The sequence below is a fragment of the Nocardiopsis sp. iso_238 genome (genome assembly GCF_056173325.1).
The window spans coordinates 910,903-936,165 of sequence record NZ_CM149668.1 but is presented as its reverse complement, the minus strand read 5'-3'; the positions used below and the strand labels follow the sequence as shown (position 1 = coordinate 936,165).

Here is a 25,263-nt window from a genome sequence, read left to right as displayed (position 1 = left end):
ACCCGGTTCAGGGGCGGGTCGCCTGGATCTCGGTCGGCTCGGGGACCTCGACCTCCACCGGGAGGTCGAACCGGAGGAAGTCCAGGTGCTGCGTGTAGCTCCTCGGTTCGCCGCTCTCGGCCACCGCGTCCGGGTCGGGCACTCCCACCACGACGAAGCGGACCGGGTACCCGTCCTCGGAGACCCAGAGGTCGAACTCGACGTCCACGGGGCCGTGCGAGAGCTCCACGAACTCGTGCTCGAACGTCCCGGTGTAGTGGTGGCCGCCGCGTTCCAGCGGGTCCACGTCGCCCAGCAGCTCCTCGGGGATCTCCGCGTCACCGATCGTGCCCCGGCCCTCGTAGGTGACCTGCGCCCCCTCGGCCGTGAGCCCCTCCAGGGTGCGGAGCTTCCGCTCCCAGAGGTCCCGGGGCGCCTCGGTCTCGGTGCTCCCGGGGCCAGGGTCGCGGAAGTAGCGGCGTTCCCCGCCCCCGATCACACCCGTGTTCTCGGGGGCGAAGTGCACGAGCTCGGACAGGTCGTCACCGTAGGACAGCTCACCGTTCGTGCTGGGTCCGAAGTGGACCGTCCGGGACATGGCGGGCTGCGGCTCCTCCGTGTACCGGTAGTGGGCCTGTGTCTGGTCACCGATGTCGTTCGTGTATAGGCGGTCGTAGGTGGTGAAGCTGGACGCCCCCAGGGCGAGCTCCACCGCGTCGGCCACGACCGCGTCGATGTCCTCGGGCACCTCGGCCACGGCGGGGCCGGTGCGCTCCTCCTCGACGGCGTCCCCCGCCGCGTCGTCGGTGTCCGGACTTCCGGCGCCGACCGGGCTCCCTACGGTGCTGATCAGCGCCCCGCCGCCGATCAGGGCCCCGACCAGCACGGCGGCGGTTCCGGCGAGCAGGAAGGGCCCGAGCGCGCGGCGCGGGCGGCCCACGGGGCGGAGTCGCGGAGCACTCACCCCGGTCCACTCGGCGGCCAGCAGCCCGGACACCGCCGTGACCGGGTCCTCTCCCACGGTGAGCTCCTGGAGGAGCTCCAGTGCGGTGGGGCGTTGGTCGGGCTCCTCGGACAGGGCGCGGCGGACCAGCGCGTCGAGGTGCGCCGGGACGGTGCCCGTCGCGCCCCCGCCCGTGGCGGCGAAGCGCACCAGCGAGCCCCAGGCGTACACGTCGGCGTATCCGGTGACCCCGGCGGGGTCGGCGGAGCGCTGCTCGGGAGCGGCCCACCGCGGGGCGGAGACCGGCTGCCCGGTGGCGCGCGCAACCCCGAGGTCCACCACCCGGGGGCCCTCCGGGGACATGACCACCCGGTCCGGGTCCAGGGCCAGGTGGAGCGCCCCGGCCGCGTGCCCCGCGGCCACGGCCTCGGCGAGTCCGGCGGCGAGAGCGGTGAGCATGCCACCGTGCAGCGGACCGTGCTCGGCCACGTGCGCGGCGAGGGTGAGCCCGGGGGTGTACGCGGAGGCCAGCCAGGGTCGGGCGGCCCGGGCGTCCGCGCCCCGGTGGCCGGCGACGCAGAGGGAGCGCACCCGGGCCAGGCGGTCGAACTCCGCCTCCAGCCGGGCGCGCGCCTCGGGGGTCTCGGCCGACGGAAGCACGCGGATCACGGAGGCCGCTCCGGAGTCGTCCGTCGCGAGCAGGACCGTGCCCGCCGCGTCCCGGGAGATCCGACCGATGACCCGGTGGCCGCCCAGCGACGCCGGGTCGCCCTTGGCCGGACGGTCCACGCCCGGTGGCAGGTGGTCACGGTCGGGGGTCGGTACGGCGGCGGACGGGCCAGCAGAAGGGTTCATGGGGGAGGTGCTTCCGGTCGGAGGAGGGGAACGCGGAACCAGTATGGGCCCGGCAGATCTGATGCGGTCCGCGCCGGGGTGGTTCACGCCGTCACGCTCGGTCTCCGGCGGAGGTCCCGAGCCCCGCCGGAGCGGGAGCCCGGTCCGGGTCTAGCCTGGGGGTATGCGCTCGTACACCCCGTTGCTGGCCCTGGTGGCCGACCTGCTCTGCGTGCTCGTGTTCGTCGTGGTGGGCAAGGCCGACCACGCGACCGGCCTGGGCCTGGCCGAGGTGGCCGCGACCGCGTGGCCATTCCTGGCCGCCCTGGCCCTGGGGTGGGTCGTCACCCTGGCGTGGCGCTCCCCTGGCCGGATCTGGCCGACCGGTGTCCTGGTGTGGGCCGTGACCGTCGTGGGCGCCATGCCGTTGCGCCTGCTCAGCGGGGAGGGAGCACCCCTGTCCTTCGTCGTGGTGACCTCGCTGTTCCTGGCCGCGACCATGCTCGGCTGGCGCGCCGTGGCCCAGCTGGTCTCCCGGAGGAAGCGACAGACGACGGCCTGAGGGGGAAGACTGGGGGTGTACACCCGTCTCCGCACCCTCAGGGAGCCCCCCGTGTCCGATCCCGTCACCGCCGCCGTCGTCGCCGCCCTCGCCACCGCCTCGGCCACCAAGCTCGGGGACGGCCTCGGGGAGGGCGTGGTCTCGACCTTCAGGTCCCTGTACCGGGCGGTGACCAAGCGGTTCCGCTCCGAGCCGGAGGCCCTGGAGGCGCTGGACGACCTCCGGTTGGAGCAGGACGACGCCGAGGCCGTGGAGACCGTCTCCGTGCACCTGGAGCGGGCCGCGCGCGAGGACCCGGAGATCGGGCGGCTCCTGGCGGAGCTCCGCTCGGCGGTACAGCAGATCAACCAGGAGGGCGAGGGTTCCGTGGTCAACCAGATCCACGGTGACGTGAGCGGGTCGGCCCGGGTGATCCAGGGCCGCGACTTCCACGGGGGCATCCACCTCTAGGGGCCGCGCCCGGTCGGGGACGGTGTGACCGGCTCGGGTGGCCGTGGGCGGTTCGTAAGCTGGAGGCGATGAACGAGCACCCCGCCACCGAGGCCACCACCGTGATCCCCGTCGAGCACCCCTCCGGGGAGGACGAGGCCCGTGAGGTGGGCGTCGGACCCTGGGAGGGGCCCTGGCCCGAGGGCGACCAGTACGACCCGGAACTGCTGGCCAACGGCGACCGCCGCAACGTGGTGGACCACTACCGCTACTGGCGGCGCGAGGCGATCGTGGCCGACCTCGACACCGTCCGGCACGAGTTCCACGTGGCGGTGGAGAACTGGTCGCACGACTTCAACATCGGTTCGGTCGTGCGCACCGCCAACGCCTTCGGCTGCGCGGCGGTCCACATCGTCGGCAAGCGGCGCTGGAACCGGCGGGGCGCGATGGTGACCGACCGCTACCAGCACGTCCACCACCACCCGGACACGGAGTCGCTGGTGGCCTGGGCGGCCGAGCGCGACCTCGTGCTGGTCGGGGTGGACAACCTGCCCGGAGCGGTCCCGCTGGAGACCCACCCGCTCCCCCGGAACGCCGTTCTGGTGTTCGGTCAGGAGGGTCCGGGCCTGTCCGAGGAGGTGCGGGAGGTCTGCGCCGCGGTGCTGTCGATCGCCCAGTTCGGGTCGACCCGGTCCATCAACGCCGGCGCGGCCGCCGCCGTGGCCATGCACGCCTGGGTGCGGGCGCACGTGTTCGACCAACGGCTGACCTAGGGCCCGACCACCCCTCGTCCGTGATTGTCCCGTGATCTAACATGGGCGGGTCGCGCCCCCTACCAGGAAGTAGCCAGGATGAGTCCGATCGTCACCTCCACCGCCCGCTCCGCCACCCTCGACGACGTGCCCGGGGTGGCCCGGGTGCTCAGCCGCTCGCTGCACGACGATCCCCTCTTCCGGTGGCTGTTCCCCGACGACGAGCAGCGCATGGCCAGGGTCCGCCGGTTCTTCGCCCTGACCGTCGGCTACGGCTACGTGCCCGCGGGCGACACCCGGGTCACCGAGCTCGCTGAGGACGCGGGGGCCGCGCCGGTCGTCCGCGCCGCCGCGCTGTGGGCCCAGCCGACCAGCAACCCGGAGGGCCCGATGGTGTCCGTGCGCACCTGGCCGCACTGGGGTCCGCTCATCGGCCGCGCCCGCCTGGCCGCGTTCGTCCGGATCTTCGCCGAGTGGAAGATGGCCGCCCCGCAGGAGTCGCACCTGTACCTGGCCGCGTTGGGCGTCGACCCGAGCGCGGCGGGCACCGGGCTGGCGGGCGGGCTGCTCACCTCCGGGCTGGACCAGGCCGACTCCCACGGGCTGCCGGTCTTCACCCAGACCCTCAACGACAAGAGCGTCGGCTTCTACGAGAACTTCGGTTTCCGCTGCGTGCACCAGGTTCCGCACGAGGGTGTCGGCACCAGCTACTTCCTGCTGCGTCCCGCCTCCTGACACCCCGGTCGCGCCCTTCCCGGAAAACCGCCCACCCGTGATGATTCCGTGATCTAGCATGGGCGGTGACGACCCCGGGACGAGGGAGACTGCGCAGATGACCCCGATGGCCACCACCGTCAAGTCGGTCCGCACCGCCACGATGGACGACGTCCCCGGGGTGGCGCGGGTCCTGAGCAGGGCCTTCTACCACGACCCCTTCTTCCGCTGGCTCTTCCCGGACGACAACCGCCGGATGGCCCAGACCGCCCGTGCCTTCGCCCTGATCGCCGGGTTCGGGAGCATTCCGGACGGCCACACCACGGTGTACGAGGTCAAGGAGGATCCCGGACGCGCCCCGGTGGTGCGCGGCGCCGCCCTGTGGACCCCGCCCGAGGTGTCCGGCGACCGGCTGCCCGTGATGCTGCGGTCGCTGCCGCACTGGCTCGAACTGGTCGGCCTGTCCCGCCTGCCGGAGATGGTCCGGTACCTGGGCGAGCTGCGGGCCTCCGAGCCCGAGGAGGCGCACTGGTACCTGTCGGTGCTCGGCACCGCCCCCGTGGCGCGCGGGACGGGCGTGGGTGCGCGGCTGCTGCGCGCGGGCCTGGCCCGGGCCGACGCGGACGGCGTCCCGGTCTACCTGGAGACCATGAACTCGGCCAACATCGGCTACTACGAGAGGTACGACTTCCGGGTGGTCCGCGCGATCAACGACCCGTCGTTCCCCTCCACCTACTGCATGCTCCGCCCCGCCGTCTGACCGTCCGACCGTCTGTCGGTACTCGCTGGAAGAGTGAGGGGCATGCTGATCGCGATGGCCGGGCTGCCCGGCACCGGCAAGAGCACGCGGTCGGCGCCTGGGCGCATGGACGGGTGGACGCGGGACGGGCCGCACCCCGAGGGGTACGGCCCGTCCTGACGACCGGGGTCGGACTAGCCGATGCCCTTGCTGAGCGAGCCCAGCAGGTCGCGGTTGAGCTGCGAGATGGTGTCCAGCGGGATGCCCTTGGGGCAGACCGCCGCGCACTCACCGATGTTGGTGCAGCCGCCGAAGTCCTCGTGGTCGTGCTGGTTGATCATCTTCACCACGCGCGAGGCCCGCTCCGGCTGCCCCTGCGGGAGCATGCCGAGGTGGGTGACCTTCGCGGCGGTGAACAGCATGCCGGAGGCGTTCGGGCAGGCCGCCACGCAGGCGCCGCAGCCGATGCAGGTCGCGGCGTCGAACGCGCGGTCGGCGTCCGGCTTCGGGATCGGGTTGGCGTGGGCGTCCGGCGCGGTACCCGTGGGGGCGCTGATGAAGCCGCCCGCCTGGATGATGCGGTCGAACGAACCACGGTCCACGACCAGGTCCTTCACGACCGGGAAGGCCTTGGCCCGCCACGGCTCCACCGTGATGGTGTCGCCGTCGTTGAAGCTGCGCATGTGCAGCTGGCAGGTGGTGGTGACCTCCGGGCCGTGGGCCTCGCCGTCGATCACGACGCCACAGGCACCACAGATGCCCTCACGGCAGTCGTGGTCGAAAGCGACCGGGTCCTCGTTCTCGAGAGTGAGCTTCTCGTTGAGGACGTCGAGCATCTCCAGGAAGGACATGTCCGGCGAGACGTCCGTGAGCTTGTACGTGACCATCCGGCCTTCGTCGTCACGGCCCTTCTGGCGCCAAACGCGCAGGGTGATGTTCACTTGTAGCTCCGCTGCTTCATCTCGACGTACTCGTACTCCAGGGCTTCCTTGTGGAGCACGGGCTTGCTGTCAACGCCACCGAACTCCCACGCGGCGACGTAGGCGAACTCGTCGTCGTGGCGCAGGGCCTCGCCGTCCTCGGTCTGGCTCTCGGCGCGGAAGTGGCCGCCGCAGGACTCGCGGCGGTGCAGGGCGTCGATGCACATGAGCTCGCCCAGCTCCAGGAAGTCGGCCACGCGGTTGGCCTTCTCCAGAGCCTGGTTGAGCTCCTCGTTCGTGCCCAGCACCTTGACGTCGCGCCAGAACTCGGCGCGCAGCTCACGGATGAGCTCGATCGCCTTGCGCAGGCCCTCCTCGTTGCGCTCCATGCCGCAGTAGTCCCACATGATGTGGCCGAGCTCCTTGTGGAAGGAGTCGACGGTGCGGGAACCGTTGATGGAGAGCAGCTTGTCGATGCGGGAGGTGACCTCCTCCTTCGCCTTGACGGCGTCGGGGTGGCTCTCGTCCAGCTTCTCGAACGGGCCGTCGGCCAGGTAGTCGTTGATGGTGTTCGGCAGGACGAAGTAGCCGTCCGCCAGACCCTGCATCAGCGCGCTGGCACCCAGGCGGTTGGCGCCGTGGTCGGAGAAGTTGGCCTCACCGGTCACGAACAGGCCCGGGATGGTGCTCTGGAGGTCGTAGTCGACCCACAGGCCACCCATGGTGTAGTGCACCGCCGGGTAGATGCGCATCGGAACCTCGTACGGGTTCTCGCCGGTGATGCGCTGGTACATGTCGAACAGGTTGCCGTACTTGGCCTCGACGGCGTCGCGGCCCAGACGAGCGATCGCGTCGGCGAAGTCCAGGTAGACGCCCAGGCCGCCGGGGCCGACGCCGCGGCCCTCGTCGCAGACGTTCTTGGCGGCGCGGGAGGCGATGTCACGCGGCACCAGGTTGCCGAAGGCCGGGTAGATGCGCTCCAGGTAGTAGTCGCGCTCGCCCTCGGGGATCTGACGCGGGTCGCGCGTGTCGCCACCCTCCTTGGGCACCCAGATCCGGCCGTCGTTACGCAGCGACTCGCTCATCAGGGTCAGCTTGGACTGGTAGTCGCCGCTGACCGGGATGCAGGTCGGGTGGATCTGCGTGTAGCAGGGGTTCGCGAAGTGCGCGCCCTTGCGGTGGGCACGCCACGCGGCGGTGACGTTGGAGCCCATGGCGTTGGTCGACAGGAAGAACACGTTGCCGTAGCCGCCGGTGGCCAGGACCACGGCGTCGGCGAAGTGCGTCTCGATCTCGCCGGTGACCATGTCACGGGCGATGATGCCGCGCGCCTTGCCGTCCACGACGATGACCTCGAGCATCTCGTGGCGGGTGTTCATCTGAACGGTGCCCGCCGCGATCTGCCGCTCCTGCGCCTGGTAGGCGCCGATCAGCAGCTGCTGACCCGTCTGGCCGCGCGCGTAGAACGTACGCGAGACCTGCACGCCGCCGAAGGAGCGGTTGTCGAGCAGACCGCCGTACTCACGGGCGAACGGCACGCCCTGGGCCACGCACTGGTCGATGATCTCGACGCTGGTCTGGGCCAGGCGGTAGACGTTCGACTCACGGGAGCGGAAGTCGCCGCCCTTGACTGTGTCGTAGAACAGGCGGTGGATGCTGTCGCCGTCGTTGCGGTAGTTCTTCGCGGCGTTGATGCCACCCTGCGCGGCGATGGAGTGCGCGCGGCGGGGGCTGTCCTGGTAACAGAACGAGATGACGTTGTAGCCCGCCTCGCCCATGGTGGCGGCGGCGGCCGCACCGGCCAGGCCGGTGCCGACGATGATGACGGAGAGCTTGCGCCGGTTCGCGGGGTTGACCAGCTTGGCCGAGAAACGGCGCTGGTCCCAGCGCTCGTTGATCGGGCCCTCGGGCGCCTTCTCGTCGCGGATCGGGGCGCCCTCGATGTAGAGGTCGTTCTCAGACATTTACTTCACCAGTCCAAAGGTGACCGCCAGGGGCGGAAGCAGGAAACCGACCGTCACGACCAGCGCGATCGCCACGGCGACGGCGTTGATCTTGCTCTGGCGGCTGGCCTTGTTGACACCGAGGGTGGCCATGCCACTCCAGATGCCGTGCCGCAGGTGGAAGCCCACGGCGATGACGGCCAGGACGTAGAACAGGGTCACGAACCAGAACTCGGGCTGGAACCCGTTCACCAGTCGTTCGAAGGGACTGTCGGACTTGCCGCCGGGAGCGATGACGTTCACCGTGAGGTGGAGGATGTGGAAGATCACGAAGAGCGCGATCAGCACACCTCCCCAGCGCATGGTGTAGGAGGCGTAGGTCCGCTGGACCCGCTTCTTCACCACGTAGCGCTGCTCACGGGCGTTGCGCGCGCGGATCGTCAGAACCGCGGCGGAGTAGATGTGGATCAGGATGCTCGCGAGGAGCACGATCCGGAAGACCCAGAGGAAACCGCTCTCGGGAAGGAGCGGGTACCCGATCTCACGCAGTGCGTGCGCATAGCTGTCGAAGGCCTCCTGGCCCGCGAAGACCTTCAGGTTGCCGTACATGTGCGCGATCAAATACAGCACAAGGATCGCACCGGAGGCCGCCATTGCTGACTTGAGCGCCACCGTGGACCCGTAGGCCGTAGACCGCTTCTTGGTCAAGGTACTGTTCGCCACAGCCTGCCACTTTAAATTCGAGTTAAGTCTGACGTCCAAGTCATCAGGACCCTGGTGTCGATAGCCGTAGGCTATGGACCATGCAGTTCCAACAGCTGGCCTACTTCGTCGCTGTGGCCCGCACGCGCCATTTCACCCGCGCAGCAGAGCTTTCTCGCGTCGCCCAGCCGAGTTTGAGCAAACAGATCCGGAGCCTTGAGCGCGAGTTGGGCGCGCCGTTATTCAGTCGTGCTCGGGGAAACATCACACTCACACCCGCAGGTGAGGCCCTGCTTCCGCTGGCCCAGCGCATCCTCACCGACCTGGAGACGGCCCGCCGGGAGGTCGCGGAGCTGGCCGGGGTCCGGCGGGGCCGGGTCCGGTTGGGGGCGACGCCGTCGCTGTGCGCCGGGTTGCTGGCCGACGTCCTCTCGGACTTCCACAGGCGCTTCCCCGGGATCGAGCTGCACGTGGAGGAGAGCGGCTCCCGCGACCTCATCCGGGATCTGGGGAGGGGGGAGCTGGACCTGGCCCTCATCATCCTGCCACTGCACAGCAGCGACCCGGACTTCTCGACCACCCCGATCCTGAGGGAGAACCTGGTGGTGGCGAGCCCGACCTCGCGCCCCTCCCCCAACGGGCGGGCGTCGATCCGCATCACGGAGCTGGAGCACCGTCCGCTGGTGATGTTCCGGCGGGGTTACGACGTCCGCGAGGCGACGCTGCGCGCCTGCCGCGCGGCCGGGTTCGAGCCGGACCTGGCCGTGGAGGGCGGCGAGATGGACGCTGTGCTGAGGTTCGTGGAGGCGGGGCTGGGCCTGGCGGTGGTGCCGAGCATGGTGCTGCGCAACCGCCCCGGCCTGAGGGGCACTCCGCTGGCCCGGCCGAGGCTGCTGCGCACGGTGGCCCTGGCCCGGCGCAAGGACGTGGAGCCGTCCCATTCGGCGGAGGCCTTCCGCCGCCACCTCAACGAGTACCTGTTGGCGATGTCGCCGGAGGACCTGGGCCCGGACCTGGAGGTGCTGATCTCGGCGGCCGACGCGGGCGACCCCGGCCACGAGCGCCGGTGGGAGGGGCCGGGCGGCGGTACGCGGGTCGACGGGGATCCCACGGACTGACGCGGAGCCGCGGGCGGACGCGGGCTCCGGGAACCCCTGGCACTCCCGGAACGGGTTCCGGCCCGCTGACCTGCTGATCCCGCGTCCGTGCCGATCCGGTATCGGCCACTTCGCGCCGCTCTGTCACCGACCCTCCTCCGAACCGGGGTTCCTTCGCCGCGCGGCCCCTCTGGGTGACCCTTGGTGGCACCCGCCGCTCCACCGGCCGTCCCCCACCGGATCCGCGCGGGAGTCAGGCATCCCCTATGCGGAACGTGGTCGCCATGAGTCTCAGTTCGATTTCCCTGAAGCAGGTCGTCTCGGTCGCCGTCGTCGCGGTCACCGCGGCGGTGGCGCTCAGCCCACCGAGGCTGGCCCTGGCGCTGGTCTTCGCCGGGCTCGCCGTCCTCGCGCTCGCGGTCGCCTTCGCCGTGGACAGAGAGCGCAGAACCCTCGCGGAGAAGATGGAGGAGGTGCGCGTCCAGCTGGACGAGATGGCGCTCGACCGCCGTGACGAGGTGGGCGCGGCGCGCGACCGCGACGTGCGGGTGCGCCAGACCATCCAGGAGGCCGCCGACGCCTGCGCGGACCGGACCGTGGAGGGCTGGGCCCGGTACGAACGCCAGCAGGCGAGGAGGTCGGCGTCCCGGACCCAGGACGCGGGGGCGGACGGGCGCTCGGGCGGAGGTTCGCACCGGAGCCCGGGTGGCGGCTCCGGTCGGGGCTCGGACCCGGACACGGCGCGGACGCCGGCGGAACGGAACCTGTCCGAGGCCCAGGACCTGCTCTGGAACGGGTACAGCTCCCTGGGGCTGGAGCGGTTGCGCCGTCTCGGCGCGGACCACGAGGCCACCCCGTCCGTGCGCGCCGAGGCGCACAAGACGCTCTCCAACTGGCACCGTGCGACGGGGCAGCCCGACAACGCCCGCGACCACGCCCACCTGGCCGACCTCGCCGCCCCACGCGCCGCCCGGGGAGCCTCCGGCGTCCCCTCTCTGCTGACCGCGCGCATCCGCGCGCCGCGTGCGGCCCGGCACTTCGACGTGGTGCTGATGTCGGACTTCCGCCTGCCGGGCGGCAGCACCGGAAGCAACGTCCAGGAGATCACCGCGCAGCGTGACGCGGGGCTGACCACCGGCCTCGTGCACCACCCCGTGCTCCGCGCCGACCAGTCCCGCGGGGTGAACCCCAGGGTCCTGGCCACCGTGGACAACGACCGGGTCCGTTTCGTGGCGCCGGACGAACGCGTCACCTGCGATCTGCTGGTGGTGCGGTTCCCGCTGATCGGTCAGCACCCGATGGACGTCCTTCCGTCGGTGGAGGCCGCGCGGCGGATCGTGGTCCTCAACCAGACCCCGAACCGCCGGTACGGGGCGGGGGCGGAGGAGACCGGGCACGGGGAGCACGGGGAGGCCGCCCCGAACGAGGCGTGGGACGTCGCGCGCTGCGTGGAGGGGTTCACCGGCATGCTCGGGGAGCACAGCTGGTACCCGGTCAGCGCGCGGGTGCGTGAGGCGATGGTCCTGCACCACGCCTCGGAGATGGCGGGGGTTCCGCTGGCGGACGAGGACTGGACCAACATCATCGACCTCGACGCGTGGCGGCGCGGCGGGCGCCGGAACCCGGACGGCCGTGTGCTGCTCGGCCGCCACTCGCGGGACGACCGGGACAAGTGGCCGGAGGACCCGGCCCTGCTGGCGGCCGCGTACCCGGCGTCGCCCGGGTGGGAGACACACGTGCTGGGCGGGACGAGACACGCCGAGCGCACGCTGGGCGGGCTGCCCGAGCACTGGACCGGGCACGCGTTCGACGCGATGGGCGTCCGCGAGTTCCTGCACGGGCTGGACGCGTACGTGTACTTCACGGGTCAGGGGTACCTGGAGTCGTTCGGCCGGGCCCCGTTGGAGGCCATCGCGGTCGGACTCCCGACCGTGCTCCCGCACGCGTTCGCCCCGGTCTTCGGGGACGCCGCGCTCTACGCGGAGCCGGAGGGCGTCCGCGGGGAGATCGAGGCTCTGATGGGTGACGAGGAACGGTACGCCCGACAGGTGCGGACCGGTCACGAGGTGTTGCGTGAGCGGTTCAGCCGTCAGACGCATCTGCGCAGGCTCGCGGAGCTGGGGGTGCGGGTCCCGGCGGAGTTCGTGGAGGCGCCGAGGGCGCTGCTGGTTCCCTGACCCGGAGTGGGGTCGGGAGGAGGGGGTGAGGGGGCGTGGCTCCCTCACCCCCTCCTCCGCATTAACACAGGAATCCTGGAAACCGAAAAGGGCAATGGTTGCATAAGGGATTTCTGACTATAAGTAGCAACAAAAGACAAAGGAATAGTGGCGCACATCACAACAATTCCGGGCCGTTTTCCCCGACCTGGAACGTGACCGTGATCACAACGACCTAGCGTTGCGTAGCAGACCGGTTCGCTACTGCTTCCCCCGCAGCACTGCTCGCCCACAGCGATCCAGCATCCGGGAGCGGTCACGGCCACCGGAGGCACGGGTCCGCGCCCCGTCTTCGGGTCCGACCGCTCTCCACAGGAGGTGGAGACCACGGTGACCCCCACTCACGACGCGCGCCCCGGCGGCGGCCGGGCACGCCTGAGCCAGCGAACACTGCGCACCGACCGATGGTGGCTGGCCCCGACCCTGACGACGTTGGGCCTGGCCGCCTTCCTCGTCTACGGGGCGGCCCGGGTGTTCCAGCAGGACCACTACTGGGTCCAGGAACACCACTACCTGACCCCCTTCTACTCCCCCTGCCTCGCCCAGCAGTGCGTCCCCGACGCCTCGCTGTTCGGGCGGCTGCCGTGGGAGTTCCCCCCGATCCTCCCCTACGCCCTGCTCAGCCTGCCGATCCTGCTGCTGTTCCGGGTGACCTGCTACTACTACCGCAAGGCCTACTACCGCTCGGTCTGGCAGGCGCCCACCGCCTGCGCCGTGCGCGAGCCGCACCGGACCTACACGGGTGAGACCCGCCCGCTGATGCTCCCCCAGAACGGCCACCGGTACTTCTTCTACTTCGCCGGAGCCATCGTCCTGGTCAACACCTGGGACATGCTCGTCCCGTTCTTCCACGGCACGGAGGGCGGGTTCGGCATCGGGCTCGGCAACCTCGTCATGCTCACCAACGTGGTGCTGCTGTGGGGCTACACGTTCGGCTGCCACTCGTGTCGGCACATCATGGGCGGCCGACTGCGCAGCTTCGCCGGGCGGCCGGTCCGCTACTGGCTCTGGTCCCGCGCCTCCGCGCTGAACAACCGGCACATGCTGTTCGGCTGGCTGAGCATCGCGTCGCTGATCGCCACGGACGCCTACGTCGCGCTGGTCGCCAGCGGCACCATCACGGACCCGCGCATCCTCAACTGAGCGTGAAGGAGTACACGCGCCCCATGCCCCCCACGCCCGGCCTTTCCTCCAGGCTCTCCCCGACGTCCAGGATCTCCCCGACCTCACCCGGGTCACCGTCACCGGCCACGGCCACGGGACGCACACCACCCTCCGGAACCACCTCCGCCGACGAGCCCTCGCCGCGGTCACGTCGCGGTGAGGGCGACGGGATCACCCGGCACCGCTACGACGTCGTGGTGATCGGCGCGGGCGGCGCCGGGCTCCGCGCCGCGATCGCCGCCCGGGAACAGGGAAAACGCACCGCGATCGTGTCGAAGTCGCTCTTCGGGAAGGCCCACACGGTGATGGCCGAGGGCGGCGCAGCGGCCGCCCTGGGCAACACCAACGCGGCCGACAGCTGGAAGGTGCACTTCCGCGACACCCTGCGCGGCGGCAAGTTCCTCAACGACCCGCGCATGGCGGAACTCCACGCCAGGGAGGCCCCCGAACGCATCCTGGAACTGGAGTACTGGGGCGCGCTGTTCGACCGCACCGAGGACGGTCGGATCAGCCAGCGCAACTTCGGCGGGCACGAGTACCCCCGCCTGGCGCACGTGGGCGACCGCACCGGGCTGGAGCTCATCCGCACGTTCCAGCAGCGGATCGTGGCCCTCCAGCAGGCGGACGCGGCGGAGTTCGGTGATCCGGACGAGCGGCTGACGGTGTTCGCCGAGACCGCCGTGACCAGTCTGATCAGGGAGGGAGGGGACGACGGACGGATCGTCGGCGCCTTCGGCTACCGCCGGGTGGACGGCGGGTTCATGCTGTTCGAGGCCCCCACCGTCATCCTCGCCACGGGCGGCATCGGCAAGGCCTTCCGCACCACGTCCAACTCCTGGGAGTACACCGGTGACGGGCACGCCCTGGCCCTGCGCGCGGGAGCCTCGCTGATCAACATGGAGTTCGTCCAGTTCCACCCCACCGGCATGGTCTGGCCGCCGTCGGTCAAGGGCATCCTCGTCACCGAGTCCGTGCGGGGCGACGGCGGCGTGCTGCGCAACTCCCGGGGCGAGCGGTTCATGTTCGGCTACGTGCCCGACGTCTTCCGGTCGCAGTACGCGGAGACCGAGGAGGAGGCGGACGGCTGGTACGACGACCCGGCGCACCACCGCAGGCCGCCGGAGCTGCTGCCCCGGGACGAGGTGGCCCGGGCGATCAACAGCGAGGTCAAGGCCGGACGGGGCTCCCCGCACGGGGGCGTGTTCCTGGACGTGTCCTCGCGGCTGCCCGCCGAGGAGATCCGGCGGCGCCTGCCGTCCATGCACCACCAGTTCAAGGAGCTGGCGGACGTGGACATCACGGCCGAGCCGATGGAGGTGGGGCCCACCTGCCACTACGTGATGGGCGGGGTGCGGGTGGACGCCGACACCGCCGCGTCGGACGTGCCCGGACTGTTCGCCGCCGGGGAGGTGGCGGGCGGGATGCACGGCTCCAACCGGCTGGGCGGGAACTCGCTGTCCGACCTGTTGGTGTTCGGGCGGCGGGCGGGACTGGGCGCCGCCGCGTACGTGGACGCGCTGGAGGCGGGCCACGAGGACCGCGCCCGGAGGAAGGGCGCGCTGGAGCGGGCGACGGCGGAGGCGGTCGCCTCGTCGCTGGCACCGCTCAAACAGGGGGCCGGGGAGAACCCGTACGCCATCCACTCCGAGCTCCAGGACACCATGAACGACCTGGTCGGGATCATCCGCAAGGGCCCGGAGGTGGAACGGGCCCTGGAGCGGCTGGCCGGGCTGGCCGGGCGGGTGGACGTGCTCAGCGCCCCAGGAGACCGGGTGTACAACCCCGGCTGGCACCTGGCGCTGGCCCTGCCCAACATGCTCCTGGTGTCCGAGGCGGTGGCGCGGGCCGCGCTGGAGCGCACGGAGTCGCGCGGCGGGCACACACGGGACGACTGTCCGGAGATGTCGGCCGAGTGGCGCCGGGTGAACCTGTCCGTGCGCGCGGTCGACGGGCGGGTGGAGCTGGAGCGGACCCCCGTCGCGGACATCCCCGGTGAGCTGCTCGCCCTCTTCGACCGGGACGAGCTGGCCAAGTACCTGACCAAGGAGGAGCTGCCCGACGAGGAGCAGGACCGGGCGGGTGCCGGAGATCCCGGCGGGACTCACGGGGCGGACGGCACGGGCGGTGGCGACGGAGCAGGGGCGAGCGAGGAGGGCACGTCATGAGCGAGCGGACGTTCCGGGTGTGGCGCGGCGGACCGGACGGGGAGCTGACCGAGTACCGGGTGGAGGTGAACGAGGGCGAGGTCGTCCTCGACGTGCTGCACCGGCTCCAGGCCACCCAGACCCCGGACATGGCGGTGCGGTGGAACTGCAAGGCGGGCAAGTGCGGCTCCTGTTCGGTGGAGATCAACGGTCGGCCCCGCCTGTCCTGCATGACCAGGATGAGCGTGTTCGAGGACGACGAGGTCGTCACGGTGACCCCGATGCGCACCTTTCCCGTGGTCCGTGACCTGGTGTGCGACGTCTCCTTCAACTACGCCAAGGCCCGGGAGATCCCGTCGTTCACCCCCGCCCCCGGGACGGAGCCGGGCGACTTCCGGATGCGGCAGTCGGACGTGGAACGTTCGCAGGAGTTCCGCAAGTGCATCGAGTGCTTCCTGTGCAACAACGTGTGCCACGTGGTCCGTGACCACGAGGAGAACAAGGAGCACTTCTCGGGGCCGCGCTTCCTGATGCGGGTCGCCGAGTTGGAGATGCACCCGGAGGACACGGCGGACCGGCGCCGGACGGCCCAGGAGGAGTTCGGGCTCGGCTACTGCAACATCACCAAGTGCTGCACGGAGGTGTGCCCCGAGGGGATCCACATCACGGACAACGCCCTGATCCCGTTGAAGGAGCGCGTGGTGGACCGCAAGTACGACCCGCTGGTGTGGCTGGGGTCGAAGATCGGCAGACGGCCGAAGGACACCCCGATCGCCCCGAACGTCCGACGCCCGGAGGAGGGCCGGGGAACGGCGGAGTAGGCGGAGGAACGGGGTCGGCGGAGCCCGGTGGGAGGAGGGGCCGGAAGGAGTGTCGGGCGGTGGGCGTCCCCGCCGCCCGGCCCCTTCCGCCGCGCGGTCACGGACGCGGGTTCCGGGGCTGTCGGTCCTCGGGGATCGTTCTCGACTTCGGTCGGACCACGGTATAGCTTGACCGTTCCGACACCGGTGTCGCCTCTCCCCGAGCCCCGGCTGGGCGGGCGACGACCGGATCGGGGTACGGGCGGGGGACGTGCCATGGCCGGGGAGTACAGCCTCAAGGACCACTTCGACGGGGTCAGCGCACGCGTCCTCGGGGAGTCGGTCCACCGGGTGTACGCGGGCTTCGACGTCGACGGGTACGTGGCGGAGGTCGAGGGGCTGGTCGGGCCGCTGGAGCTCAAGGAACGGGTCCTGGTGATGGCGAGGGGCCTGCGCGACCGCCTGCCGGAGCACGTCCCCGACGCCGTCGGCGTGCTGGTGGCCTCGCTGGGGGACGACGCCCTCGGTGAGGGCGAGGGCATGTTCAACGAGGGCTTCCACCTGATGGCCGTGGCCCGGTTCGTGGAGGAGTACGGGCTGGACCACCCGGAGGTCTCGCTGCCCGCCCTGGTGGAGATCACCAAACGCCACACGAGTGAGTTCGCCGTGCGTCCGTTCGTGCTGCGGCACTACGAGACCACGATGGAGCTGATGCGGACCTGTGCCCTCGACCCCGACCCCAACGTGCGCCGGTTCGCCAGTGAGGGCATCCGACCGCGACTGCCGTGGGCACGCAGGTTGACGAGGTTCGTCGAGGACCCGGCCCCCGTGCTGGAGGTCCTGGAGGCGCTGAGGTCGGACCCGTCGAAGTTCGTGCGCACCTCGGTCGCCAACAACCTGAACGACGTGTCGAGGGAACACCCCGGGCTGGTGCTGGACGTGGCGGAGCGGTGGACCCGGGAGAGCCCGACCCCGGAGACGGCGTGGACCGTCCGGCACGCCCTGCGCACCCTGGTGAAGAAGGGCGACCAGAGGGCACTGGCGCTGCTCGGGGCCACGGGCGGTGAGCTGGTGACCGCGGAGGGCCTGACCCTGAGCCCGCAGGTGCTGGAGCTGGGCGGGGCGCTGTCGGTGCGGGTCGACCTGGTGAACGGGGACGACCGGCCGCACACGGTGATCGTCGACTACGTGGTTCACCACGTGCGTGCGAACGGGGGACGCAACCCCAAGGTGTTCAAGTGGACGACGTTGGAGCTGGGCGCCGGGGAGCGGAGGACCCTGGAGAGGAGGCACCCGGTGCGGCCCATCACGACCCGGACCTACTACCCGGGGGAGCACCTGGTGGAGGTCCAGGTGAACGGGCTGGTGAAGGCGGAGGCCGGGTTCGGGCTGATGCTGACCCGCACCCCCTGACGAGGGCGGGAACCGGCGCGCCTCCGGCCCCGGGGTCTGAGGGGGTGTGGCCGACCGCGCGGGGCGCCGCCCCGAGGCGTCAGAAGCCCCGGGTGGACCACTCTTCGAGGTGGTTGGCGGCCTCCGCGATGGTGGTGGACTCGCCGTGGCCCGGGTGGACGATGGTGTCGCCCGGGAGGGTGATCAGCTGGTCGCGGATGGACGCGATGATCGTCGGGAAGTCCGAGGAGGGCTGCCCGGTGGCTCCGGGGCCGTCGGGGAAGAGCGTGTCGCCGCTGAAGACCACGCCGAGTTCCGGGGAGTGGAACGAGACGCCGCCGGGGGTGTGGCCCGGGGTGTGCAGCACGTTGAGCTCCACGTCTCCGGCGCGCAGGACCTCGCCGTGCAGGAGCGGGGCGTCCGGTTCACGGTAGGGGTGGACCTGGTACCACAGCTCGGAGTCGTCCGGGTGGAGGAGGATCGGGCAGTCCGTGAGGTCGGCCAGGGCGACGGCGGCGTTGATGTGGTCCGGGTGGCCGTGGGTGCACACGATGGCCATGAGTTCACGGTCGCCCAGGCCGCGGGCGATGCGCTCGTGGTCGTGGGCGGCGTCGATCACCACAGCGCTCTCGTCGTTGCCGACGATCCACACGTTGTTCTCGATGTCGGACTCGGCGCCCTCGACGCTGAAGACACCCGAGGTACGCAGCTGCTGGATGGGGGTCACACTCTCACCGCCTCACGTTGGGGCTTCGAGCCTATCCCTCCGGAGGCGTCGGCACATGCGGTTGCGCGTCGAAGTCCCGGCGTAGCGCGTAGGGCTGGATGAGGCCCAGACCGTGGGCGTGTCGGGCCCGGACCTGCACTACCTGGAGGCCCTCCTCGTCGCTGAGGCTCTCGGCCAGGGCCTCGTCGATGAGGACCGTGCCGGGCCGCGCGAAAGAGGTGAGTCTGCTGGAGCGGTTGACGGTGGTGCCGAAGACGTCCCCGTGCAGGGTGAGGACCGGTCCGTAGGCCACACCGACCCGGACGTCGGGGACCTCCACGTGGGTCTTCACCCCGGAGGCCAGGCGCAGGGCGATGTCCGCGGCCTGGAGGGGCGAGTCCGCGACGTAGAGGACCTCGTCACCCAGGGTCTTGACCACGCGTCCGCCGCCGGAGGCGACGATGTCGGCGGCGGTGGCCTCGAAGCCCTCCACGACGCCCGCGAGTTCGACCTCGTCGAGCTCGCGGCTCAGGGTGGTGAAGGAGACCAGGTCCGCGAAGCCGACGATCAGCGGGTAGTAGTTCGGGACGATGTCGTTGTTGTTGGACATCACCGCGAGGGTGCGCGCCGTGGAGGCGGCGAGCTGGCGGCGCCAGATGTGCAGCAGGAGGCGCTCCACGTCGGGCAGGAGCTCCTTGACCTGGTTCATCAGGGGGCTGGCGGAGTCCTCGTTCTGGAAGATGAGGGTGCTCAGGATGCTGGTCTGCCAGTCCGCGAGTCTGGCCATGGTCTGGCCCATGGCGCGGGCGAAGCGGACCACGCCCTCCTCGTCGAGGAGCCCCTCCTTGAGGAGGGAGTTGGTGATGCGCAGCGCCTCGACGTCGCTCTCGGCGAAGATCACCGAGTCGTCGCCCAGGGTGGGAAAGCCCAGGGCGCGCCAGACTCGTCCGGCCAGTTCGGGGTCGGCTTCGGCGAGCTCGACCGCCTGTTCCCTGGTGTAGACCGCTTCACCACCGAGCAGGACGGACTCGATCGCTTTCGGGTCAGGACGCGACGGCATACGTTCTCTTTCACGGCCTTACCGCACGGGGGCGGTGTGGGATGCACCTCCAGCTTACGCCGATGGTGCGCCGGGGTCAGGTTCCCGACGGGTACTCGGGCCGCTGGGCCGCGTTGACCTGGCGGTAGATCTCCGACTGGAACCACTGGGGTCTGGGCACGCGCTGGAGGACCATGCCCTCCTGCTCGGACGCCGACTGGATGGACAACGTTCCGTACCGCATGATCCGTTCCCAGAGGCTGATGTTGAAGGAGACATCGTTGACCCTGGTGAGCGGCATGTCCCGGCCCTGTTTGGAGATGATGCCGTCACGCATCATCAGCCGCCGGTTGGTGAGGATGTAGACCGTGGTCGCCCACTTGAGCATGGGGACGAACCAGAAGGCCAGGGCGGCGACGACCCCGACCGCCACCACGACGCCCGCGGCGATCAGGCTCCAGTCCTCGGACCAGGGGATGAAGAAGAGGGCGGTGCCGACGACACCGATGATGAGGATCAGCGCGACGAACTCCCCGGCGAGGAGGGTCCAGTGCTGCCGTGCGACGTGGACGAGTTCCTCGTCGTCGGAGAGATAGCGGTCCGCGATAGCCATAAAGGTGATGATGGCACACGATTCACTGGCCCGGCCGGACGTGTACGACGTCCCCGGCGCTGAGCGCCCGCCCCTCCACGAGGAGTCGCGCCTGGTCGTCGACGCCGGTCGCGGTGCCGTCGAGGTAGGTGTCCCCCGGCAGGTGGACGCGGACCCGGCGGCCGATGGTCACGCACACGTCCCGGTACTCGTCGGCCGGTTCCCAGGCGGAGTAGCGTCGCTCGAACTCCTCCAGGACGGCCACGAGGAGGGTCTCCCGGAGGGTGTCGGCGCCCTCGGCGCGCAGGGAGGTGGCGGTCTCCACCGGGAGTTCGTCGCGCGTCTGGGAGACGTTCAGCCCCATGCCGACCACGATTCCGGGGCGGGCGGGGTCGGAGAAGTCGGCCTCGGCCAGGATCCCGGCGAGCTTCCGCTCCCCCAGGAGCAGGTCGTTGGGCCACTTCAGCCGTGTCTCCAGGCCGGTCGTCCTGCGGACGGCGGCGACGGCCGCCAGTCCCATCAGCGGGGACACCCAGCCGAGCTCCTCCGAAGGCACCCCGGGACGGACCAGCAGCGAGAAGGTGAGCGCGACCCGCGGCGGTGTCGTGAACCCGCGCCCGAGCCTTCCCTTCCCTGCGGTCTGGTGCTCGGTGACCAGCACGGTCCCCTCGGGGGCGCCTTCCTTGGACCTCGCGACCAGTTCGGTGTTGGTGGATCCGGCCTCGGGGACCACCTCGACCCGTCGCCAGAGCCCGCCGGGCCGGATCACCGCCGAGGTGATCGCGGCCCGGTCCAGGGGAGGGATCTCGTTCATCCGTCCATTACAGCAGTCAGCCGGTGTTCTGGAGACCGGCGGCGACACCGTTGACGGAGAGCAGGAGCAGCCGTTCCAGGTGCTCGCTGTCCTCTTCGGAGAGGGACTCGGCCTCCTCGCCGCGCAGCGCCTCCAGGGCCCGGAGCTGGAGATGGCTGAGCGCGTCCACGTACGGGTTGCGCAGGTCCACGGCGCGGGACAGAACCGCGCGGTTCTCCAGCAGGCGGCTGTGGCCGGTCACCCTGAGGACGAGCTCGCGGGTCAGGTCGTACTCGCGCAGGACCGTCTCGCTGAGTTCGGGCCGGTCGCCCAGGGCGAGGTAGCGCTCCGCGATGGTGCGGTCGGTCTTGGCCAGGCTCATCTCGGCGTTGTCCAGCAGCGACGCGAACAGCGGCCACTCGCGGTAGGCGGCCTGGAGGACGGGCAGGTCGGCCACGGCGGCCAGGCCCGTACCGAGGCCGAACCAGCCGGGCAGGTTCACGCGTGTCTGGGTCCACGCGAACACCCACGGGATCGCCCGCAGGTCGCCCAGGCCCCGGGCGGCGCCGCGCCGGGAGGGACGCGATCCCAGGCGGAGCTCGCCGAGCTCCTCCAACGGGCTCACCTGGGAGAACCACACCGCGAAGTCGTCGGTGTTGATGAGCGACAGGTACGCCTCCTGGGCGGCCTCCGCGATGGTGTCGGCGTGGCGCCGGTAGCGCTCGGCGGCGGCGCGCTCGTGCTCCTGGACGGCGTCGGTGGAGGCCATCAGGACGGCGTGGCCGACCTGTTCGATGTGGCGGCGCCCGATCGCGGCCTGTCCGTAGCGGGCGAAGATGACCTCGCCCTGCTCGGTCACCTTGAACCGCCCGTCGACCGAGCCCGGCGCCTGGGCGAGCAGGGCGCGGCTGGCCGGGCCGCCGCCACGGCCCAGGGAACCGCCCCGGCCGTGGAAGAGGGTCAGGCGCACGTCGTGCTCGCGGGCCCACGCGGACAGCCGGGCCTGGGCGTCGTAGAGGCGCAGGGTCGCGCTGACCGGCCCCACGTCCTTGGCGGAGTCGCTGTAGCCGAGCATCACCTCCAGGCGCCGGTCGTTGTCGGCCAGGCGCCGGCGGACCGGCGGGAGGTCGAGCATCCCGGCCAGGACCCGGGGCGAGGCCTCCAGGTCGGCGCCGGTCTCGAAGAGCGGGATGACGTCCAGGACCGGCACGCGCTTGGGCGGCAGGGCGTAGGTGGCCAGCTTGTGGACGGCCTCGATGTCCTCGGCGGAGCGGGTGAAGCTGACGATGTAGCGGCGGCAGGCCTCCACACCGAAGCGCTCCTGGATCCAGGAGACGGTGCGGATGGTGTCCAGGACCTCCTCGGTGCGCTCCGAGAGGGGGCCTCCGGCCTCCAGTTCGGCCAGGGCCGCCGCGTGGACCTCGCTGTGCTGGCGGATCTCCAGTTCGGCCAGGTGGAAGCCGAAGGTCTCGGCCTGCCAGACGAGGTGCTGGAGGTCGCCGTAGGCCTGGCGGACCGCTCCGGCGGCGGCGAGGGACTCCTGGACCAGGCGCAGGTCCGCGAGGAACTCCTCGGCGTCGGTGTAGGCGAGGTCGGCGTCGCGTTCGCGGGTGGCGCGCAGGCGGGCGGTGGCCAGGAGCAGGAGCTGGCGGTGGGGCTCGTTGGGTGAGCGCTGGGTGATCTCGCCCATGAGCGCGGGCTGTCCGGCCTTCGCCTCGGAGAGGGCGTCCAGGAGCGCGGGGCTGGCCGGGGTCAGGTTGGAGTAGACGGTGAGGGCCCGGGCGATCCGGCCGGAGGCCGTTTCGAGGCCGCGCAGGATGTGCTCGGACTGGATGGTCATCGCCTCGCGGGTCACCTCGTGGGTGACGAAGGGGTTGCCGTCCCGGTCCCCGCCGATCCAGCTGCCGTAGCGCACGAAGGGCGTGGCGCGGGGCGGGCGGGTGCCGGTGCCCTCGGGGTCGATAGCGGTGTCGAGGGTCCGGTAGACCTCCGGCACGATCGCGAAGATCGTCTCGTCGAAGGCGGCGAGGGCGGTGCGCACCTCGTCGAGCGGGTCCAGCTTCGTGTAGCGCAGCTGGGAGGTGCGCCAGAGGAGGTCGATCTCCTCCAGCAGGCGGCGGTGCGCCTCGGCGGCGGCGCCGCTGCCCTCGTGCGCGGTGTGCAGGTCCTCCAGCTGGGCGCTGATGCGCAGGATGGAGGTGGAGACGGCGCGGCGCCGGGCCTCGGTGGGGTGGGCGGTGAGGACGGGGTGGAACTCCATGCCCTCGATCAGCGCGTTGAGGCGCTCCTCGCCGCCCTCGCCCTCGCGGACGGCGCGCACGGCGGCGGCCAGGGACTCGCGGGGCGGGTTGTGGGCGTCGTCGCGTTCGCGCAGGGCGCGCATGCGCTGGTGTTCCTCGGCCAGGTTGGCCAGGTGGAAGTAGACCGTGAAGGCGCGGGCGACCTGCTTGGCGCGTTCCAGGGGCCAGACCGCGACCAGGCGGGTGATCTCCTCGGTGGTGACGGTGCCGTCGCGGGCACCGATCACCGCGTGTCGGAGTTTCTCGACATCGTCGAGCAGGTCCGCGCCGCCGCTTTCGGCGAGAACCGTTCCGAGCATCTCACCGAGCAGCTTGACGTCATTCCTGAGCTGTTCGGGGACTTCCTGGCGGGCACTGTCGCGTTCTGCGCTAACCGCTGTCATAGGGCCGACCCTACAGAGATCACGCCTGGCGGCATGTGCGCGGGGGCGGTTTCCCGCAGTTTTGCCCAGGCGTTAACCGGTGTTCTACAAACGGGCGCAATTCACAATTACTCACTTTTCTCGGGCATCCTTTACACACCGCGATTCCCGGGGGCCGCGCCTCGACATTCGGGCCCCGGGAGGCCGGACCTACTGACGAGTAACCCGGGCCGCGTGACGATGAACCAGACCCCCGGAGCTAACCTGGGCTGTTATGGCCACAGAAGCCCCTGAACCGCTGTCCGCGGCTGAGATCGACATCCACACGACCGCGGGCAAGCTCGCGGACCTGCGACGACGCAGGTACGAAGCCGTGCACGCCGGCTCCGAGCGGGCTGTCGAGAAGCAGCACGCCAAAGGCAAGATGACCGCTCGCGAGCGGATCGACGCACTGGTCGATCCGGGCTCGTTCGTCGAGTTCGACGCGCTGGCCCGGCACCGCTCGACCAACTTCGGCCTCGACGCCAACCGCCCCTACGGGGACGGTGTGGTCACCGGCCACGGAACCGTCGACGGCCGCCCCGTCGCCGTCTTCAGCCAGGACGTCACCGTCTTCGGCGGATCACTGGGCGAGGTCTACGGCGAGAAGATCTGCAAGGTCCTCGACCACGCCCTCACGAACGGGTGCCCCGTCGTGGGCATCAACGAGGGCGGCGGCGCGCGCATCCAGGAGGGCGTCGTCGCGCTCGGCCTGTACGCCGAGATCTTCAAGCGCAACACCCACGCCTCCGGCGTCGTCCCGCAGATCTCCCTGATCATGGGCGCCACGGCCGGCGGGCACGTCTACTCCCCCGCCCTCACCGACTTCGTCGTCATGGTCGACGAGACCTCCCAGATGTTCATCACCGGACCCGACGTCATCAAGACCGTCACCGGCGAGGACGTCTCCATGGAGGAGCTGGGCGGCGCCACCGCGCACTCCACCAAGTCGGGGGTCTCCCACTACCAGGGGGCCGACGAGCAGGACGCCATCGACTACGTGAAGTCCCTGTTGTCGCACCTGCCCGACAACAACCTGGAGGAGGCCCCCCGGCTGGCCCCCGAGGACGACCCGGGCGACGAGACCACCGACACCGACCTGGCCCTGGACACCTTCGTCCCGGACTCGGCCAACCAGCCGTACGACATGAAGCGGGTCGTCGAGTCGGTCCTGGACGACGGCGAGTTCCTTGAGGTACATGCCCAGTTCGCCACCAACATCGTGGTGGGCTTCGGGCGGGTCGGCGGCCAGTCCGTCGGCATCGTCGCCAACCAGCCCATGAGCTTCGCGGGCTGCCTGGACATCGACGCCTCCGAGAAGGCCGCGCGGTTCGTGCGCACCTGCGACGCGTTCAACGTCCCCGTCCTCACCTTCGTGGACGTGCCCGGCTTCCTGCCCGGCACCGACCAGGAGTGGGACGGCATCATCCGCCGGGGCGCCAAGCTGCTGTACGCCTACGCCGAGGCCACCGTCCCGCTGATCACGGTGATCACCCGGAAGGCCTTCGGCGGCGCCTACGACGTCATGGGCTCCAAGCACCTGGGCGCCGACGTCAACCTGGCCTGGCCCACCGCCCAGATCGCGGTCATGGGCGCGCAGGGCGCGGTCAACATCCTGCACCGGCGCACCCTCGCCGCCTCCGACGACGTCGAGGCCGAGCGGACCCGCCTGGTCGGGGAGTACGAGGACACCCTGCTGAACCCGTACTCGGCGGCCGAGCGCGGCTACGTGGACGGGGTCATCCTGCCCTCGGAGACCCGGGTGCAGGTCACCAAGGCGCTGAGGGCGCTGCGCAACAAGCGCAGGCAGCTCCCGCCCAAGAAGCACGGGAACATCCCGCTGTGAGCGCGCCCGAGAAGCCGTCCCCGCACCTGGTGGTGGTCAGGGGCGAGCCCACCGAGGAGGAGCTCGCCGTCCTGACCGCCGTGCTCACCGCCCGCGCGGCGGCGGCCCGGGCCGCCGCCGGGGCCCCCGAGCCCGAGCGGCCCGTCTCCGGCTGGCGGGACCGCGCGCGGGGCATGCGCACACCGCCGCGCCCCGGCCCCGGCGCCTGGCGCCTGAGCACCAGGTGACCCCTGACGTGCTCCCCCGATACCCAGAC

The 25,263-nt window shown here is 71.0% G+C and carries 22 protein-coding genes; 13 read left to right on the top strand and 9 right to left on the bottom strand.

Annotated elements, in window-relative coordinates; translation table 11 throughout:
* Positions 1-7: 7 nt before the first annotated feature.
* On the bottom strand, positions 8-1,777 hold the full coding sequence (locus AC0VYL_RS04200) for a serine/threonine-protein kinase (RefSeq protein WP_475482376.1): 1,770 nt from the start codon (positions 1,775-1,777) through the stop codon (positions 8-10).
* Between the two features lie 163 nt (positions 1,778-1,940).
* Between AC0VYL_RS04200 and AC0VYL_RS04195 the strand changes: the two genes are divergently transcribed.
* The 5 genes from AC0VYL_RS04195 to AC0VYL_RS04175 all read left to right on the top strand — a co-directional run bounded on the left by AC0VYL_RS04195 (position 1,941) and on the right by AC0VYL_RS04175 (position 4,973).
* Positions 1,941-2,318: a DUF3054 domain-containing protein gene (locus AC0VYL_RS04195; protein WP_475482375.1), complete on the top strand. Its 378-nt coding sequence runs from the start codon at positions 1,941-1,943 to the stop codon at positions 2,316-2,318.
* Between the two features lie 51 nt (positions 2,319-2,369).
* The gene (locus AC0VYL_RS04190; protein ID WP_475459393.1) at positions 2,370-2,768 is read left to right on the top strand and encodes a hypothetical protein; all 399 of its coding nucleotides are present in this window, start codon (positions 2,370-2,372) and stop codon (positions 2,766-2,768) included.
* A gap of 68 nt (positions 2,769-2,836) precedes the next feature.
* On the top strand, positions 2,837-3,520 hold the full coding sequence (locus tag AC0VYL_RS04185) for a TrmH family RNA methyltransferase (protein ID WP_475482374.1): 684 nt from the start codon (positions 2,837-2,839) through the stop codon (positions 3,518-3,520).
* Positions 3,521-3,598: 78 nt separating this feature from the next.
* Positions 3,599-4,234: a GNAT family N-acetyltransferase gene (locus tag AC0VYL_RS04180; RefSeq protein ID WP_475459388.1), complete on the top strand. Its 636-nt coding sequence runs from the start codon at positions 3,599-3,601 to the stop codon at positions 4,232-4,234.
* Between the two features lie 97 nt (positions 4,235-4,331).
* Positions 4,332-4,973 (top strand): GNAT family N-acetyltransferase, encoded by a 642-nt coding sequence (locus AC0VYL_RS04175; RefSeq protein WP_475459386.1) that lies wholly within the window; start codon positions 4,332-4,334, stop codon positions 4,971-4,973.
* A gap of 173 nt (positions 4,974-5,146) precedes the next feature.
* Here the strand turns inward: AC0VYL_RS04175 and AC0VYL_RS04170 are convergent, their stop codons facing one another.
* Genes AC0VYL_RS04170 through AC0VYL_RS04160 form a run of 3 tightly spaced genes read right to left on the bottom strand, consistent with a single transcriptional unit; the run spans position 5,147 to position 8,487 of the window.
* Positions 5,147-5,893: a succinate dehydrogenase/fumarate reductase iron-sulfur subunit gene (locus AC0VYL_RS04170; RefSeq protein WP_378742306.1), complete on the bottom strand. Its 747-nt coding sequence runs from the start codon at positions 5,891-5,893 to the stop codon at positions 5,147-5,149.
* Positions 5,890-7,836 carry a fumarate reductase/succinate dehydrogenase flavoprotein subunit gene (locus AC0VYL_RS04165; RefSeq protein ID WP_475482373.1) on the bottom strand — a complete coding sequence of 649 codons (1,947 nt, stop codon included), beginning with the start codon at positions 7,834-7,836 and terminating at the stop codon, positions 5,890-5,892. The genes AC0VYL_RS04170 and AC0VYL_RS04165 overlap by 4 nt, the downstream gene beginning before the upstream one ends.
* Positions 7,837-8,487: a succinate dehydrogenase cytochrome b subunit gene (locus AC0VYL_RS04160; RefSeq protein ID WP_475462936.1), complete on the bottom strand. Its 651-nt coding sequence runs from the start codon at positions 8,485-8,487 to the stop codon at positions 7,837-7,839. It lies immediately after the preceding gene.
* Between the two features lie 131 nt (positions 8,488-8,618).
* Between AC0VYL_RS04160 and AC0VYL_RS04155 the strand changes: the two genes are divergently transcribed.
* The 6 genes from AC0VYL_RS04155 (at position 8,619) to AC0VYL_RS04130 (ending at position 17,351) form a co-directional block, all read left to right on the top strand.
* On the top strand, positions 8,619-9,635 hold the full coding sequence (locus AC0VYL_RS04155) for a LysR family transcriptional regulator (protein WP_475459381.1): 1,017 nt from the start codon (positions 8,619-8,621) through the stop codon (positions 9,633-9,635).
* 263 nt (positions 9,636-9,898) lie between these two features.
* On the top strand, positions 9,899-11,791 hold the full coding sequence (locus tag AC0VYL_RS04150; protein WP_475482372.1) for a glycosyltransferase family protein: 1,893 nt from the start codon (positions 9,899-9,901) through the stop codon (positions 11,789-11,791).
* 369 nt (positions 11,792-12,160) lie between these two features.
* On the top strand, positions 12,161-12,973 hold the full coding sequence (locus AC0VYL_RS04145; RefSeq protein WP_475482371.1) for a hypothetical protein: 813 nt from the start codon (positions 12,161-12,163) through the stop codon (positions 12,971-12,973).
* A gap of 23 nt (positions 12,974-12,996) precedes the next feature.
* A complete protein-coding gene (locus tag AC0VYL_RS04140; protein WP_475482370.1) occupies positions 12,997-15,159 on the top strand; it encodes a fumarate reductase/succinate dehydrogenase flavoprotein subunit in 2,163 nt (720 codons plus the stop codon).
* Positions 15,156-15,959 carry a succinate dehydrogenase/fumarate reductase iron-sulfur subunit gene (locus tag AC0VYL_RS04135; RefSeq protein ID WP_475482369.1) on the top strand — a complete coding sequence of 268 codons (804 nt, stop codon included), beginning with the start codon at positions 15,156-15,158 and terminating at the stop codon, positions 15,957-15,959. The genes AC0VYL_RS04140 and AC0VYL_RS04135 overlap by 4 nt, the downstream gene beginning before the upstream one ends.
* Positions 15,960-16,214: 255 nt before the next feature.
* A complete protein-coding gene (locus AC0VYL_RS04130) occupies positions 16,215-17,351 on the top strand; it encodes a DNA alkylation repair protein (RefSeq protein WP_475482368.1) in 1,137 nt (378 codons plus the stop codon).
* A gap of 79 nt (positions 17,352-17,430) precedes the next feature.
* On the opposite strand, the gene AC0VYL_RS04125 is transcribed toward AC0VYL_RS04130, so the two are convergent.
* From AC0VYL_RS04125 to AC0VYL_RS04105, 5 genes are all read right to left on the bottom strand, one after another.
* Positions 17,431-18,057, bottom strand: coding sequence for an MBL fold metallo-hydrolase (locus tag AC0VYL_RS04125; protein ID WP_475459368.1), 627 nt, complete (start codon positions 18,055-18,057; stop codon positions 17,431-17,433).
* A 31-nt stretch (positions 18,058-18,088) separates the two neighbouring features.
* Positions 18,089-19,096: an adenylate/guanylate cyclase domain-containing protein gene (locus AC0VYL_RS04120; protein ID WP_475459365.1), complete on the bottom strand. Its 1,008-nt coding sequence runs from the start codon at positions 19,094-19,096 to the stop codon at positions 18,089-18,091.
* Positions 19,097-19,172: 76 nt separating this feature from the next.
* Entirely contained in the window at positions 19,173-19,688 is a 516-nt protein-coding gene (locus tag AC0VYL_RS04115) for a PH domain-containing protein (protein WP_475459363.1), read from the bottom strand.
* 22 nt (positions 19,689-19,710) lie between these two features.
* Entirely contained in the window at positions 19,711-20,481 is a 771-nt protein-coding gene (locus tag AC0VYL_RS04110; protein WP_475482367.1) for a biotin--[acetyl-CoA-carboxylase] ligase, read from the bottom strand.
* Between the two features lie 16 nt (positions 20,482-20,497).
* Positions 20,498-23,059, bottom strand: a complete 2,562-nt coding sequence (locus tag AC0VYL_RS04105) for a phosphoenolpyruvate carboxylase (protein ID WP_475462935.1) — start codon at positions 23,057-23,059, stop codon at positions 20,498-20,500.
* Positions 23,060-23,396: 337 nt separating this feature from the next.
* On the opposite strand from AC0VYL_RS04105, the gene AC0VYL_RS04100 reads away from it, so the two are divergent.
* Both AC0VYL_RS04100 and AC0VYL_RS04095 read left to right on the top strand, forming a co-directional pair.
* Positions 23,397-25,007, top strand: a complete 1,611-nt coding sequence (locus AC0VYL_RS04100; protein ID WP_475482366.1) for an acyl-CoA carboxylase subunit beta — start codon at positions 23,397-23,399, stop codon at positions 25,005-25,007.
* A complete protein-coding gene (locus AC0VYL_RS04095; protein WP_475459354.1) occupies positions 25,004-25,234 on the top strand; it encodes an acyl-CoA carboxylase subunit epsilon in 231 nt (76 codons plus the stop codon). Before AC0VYL_RS04100 ends, AC0VYL_RS04095 begins: the two co-directional genes overlap by 4 nt.
* The last annotated feature ends 29 nt before the right edge of the window (positions 25,235-25,263 follow it).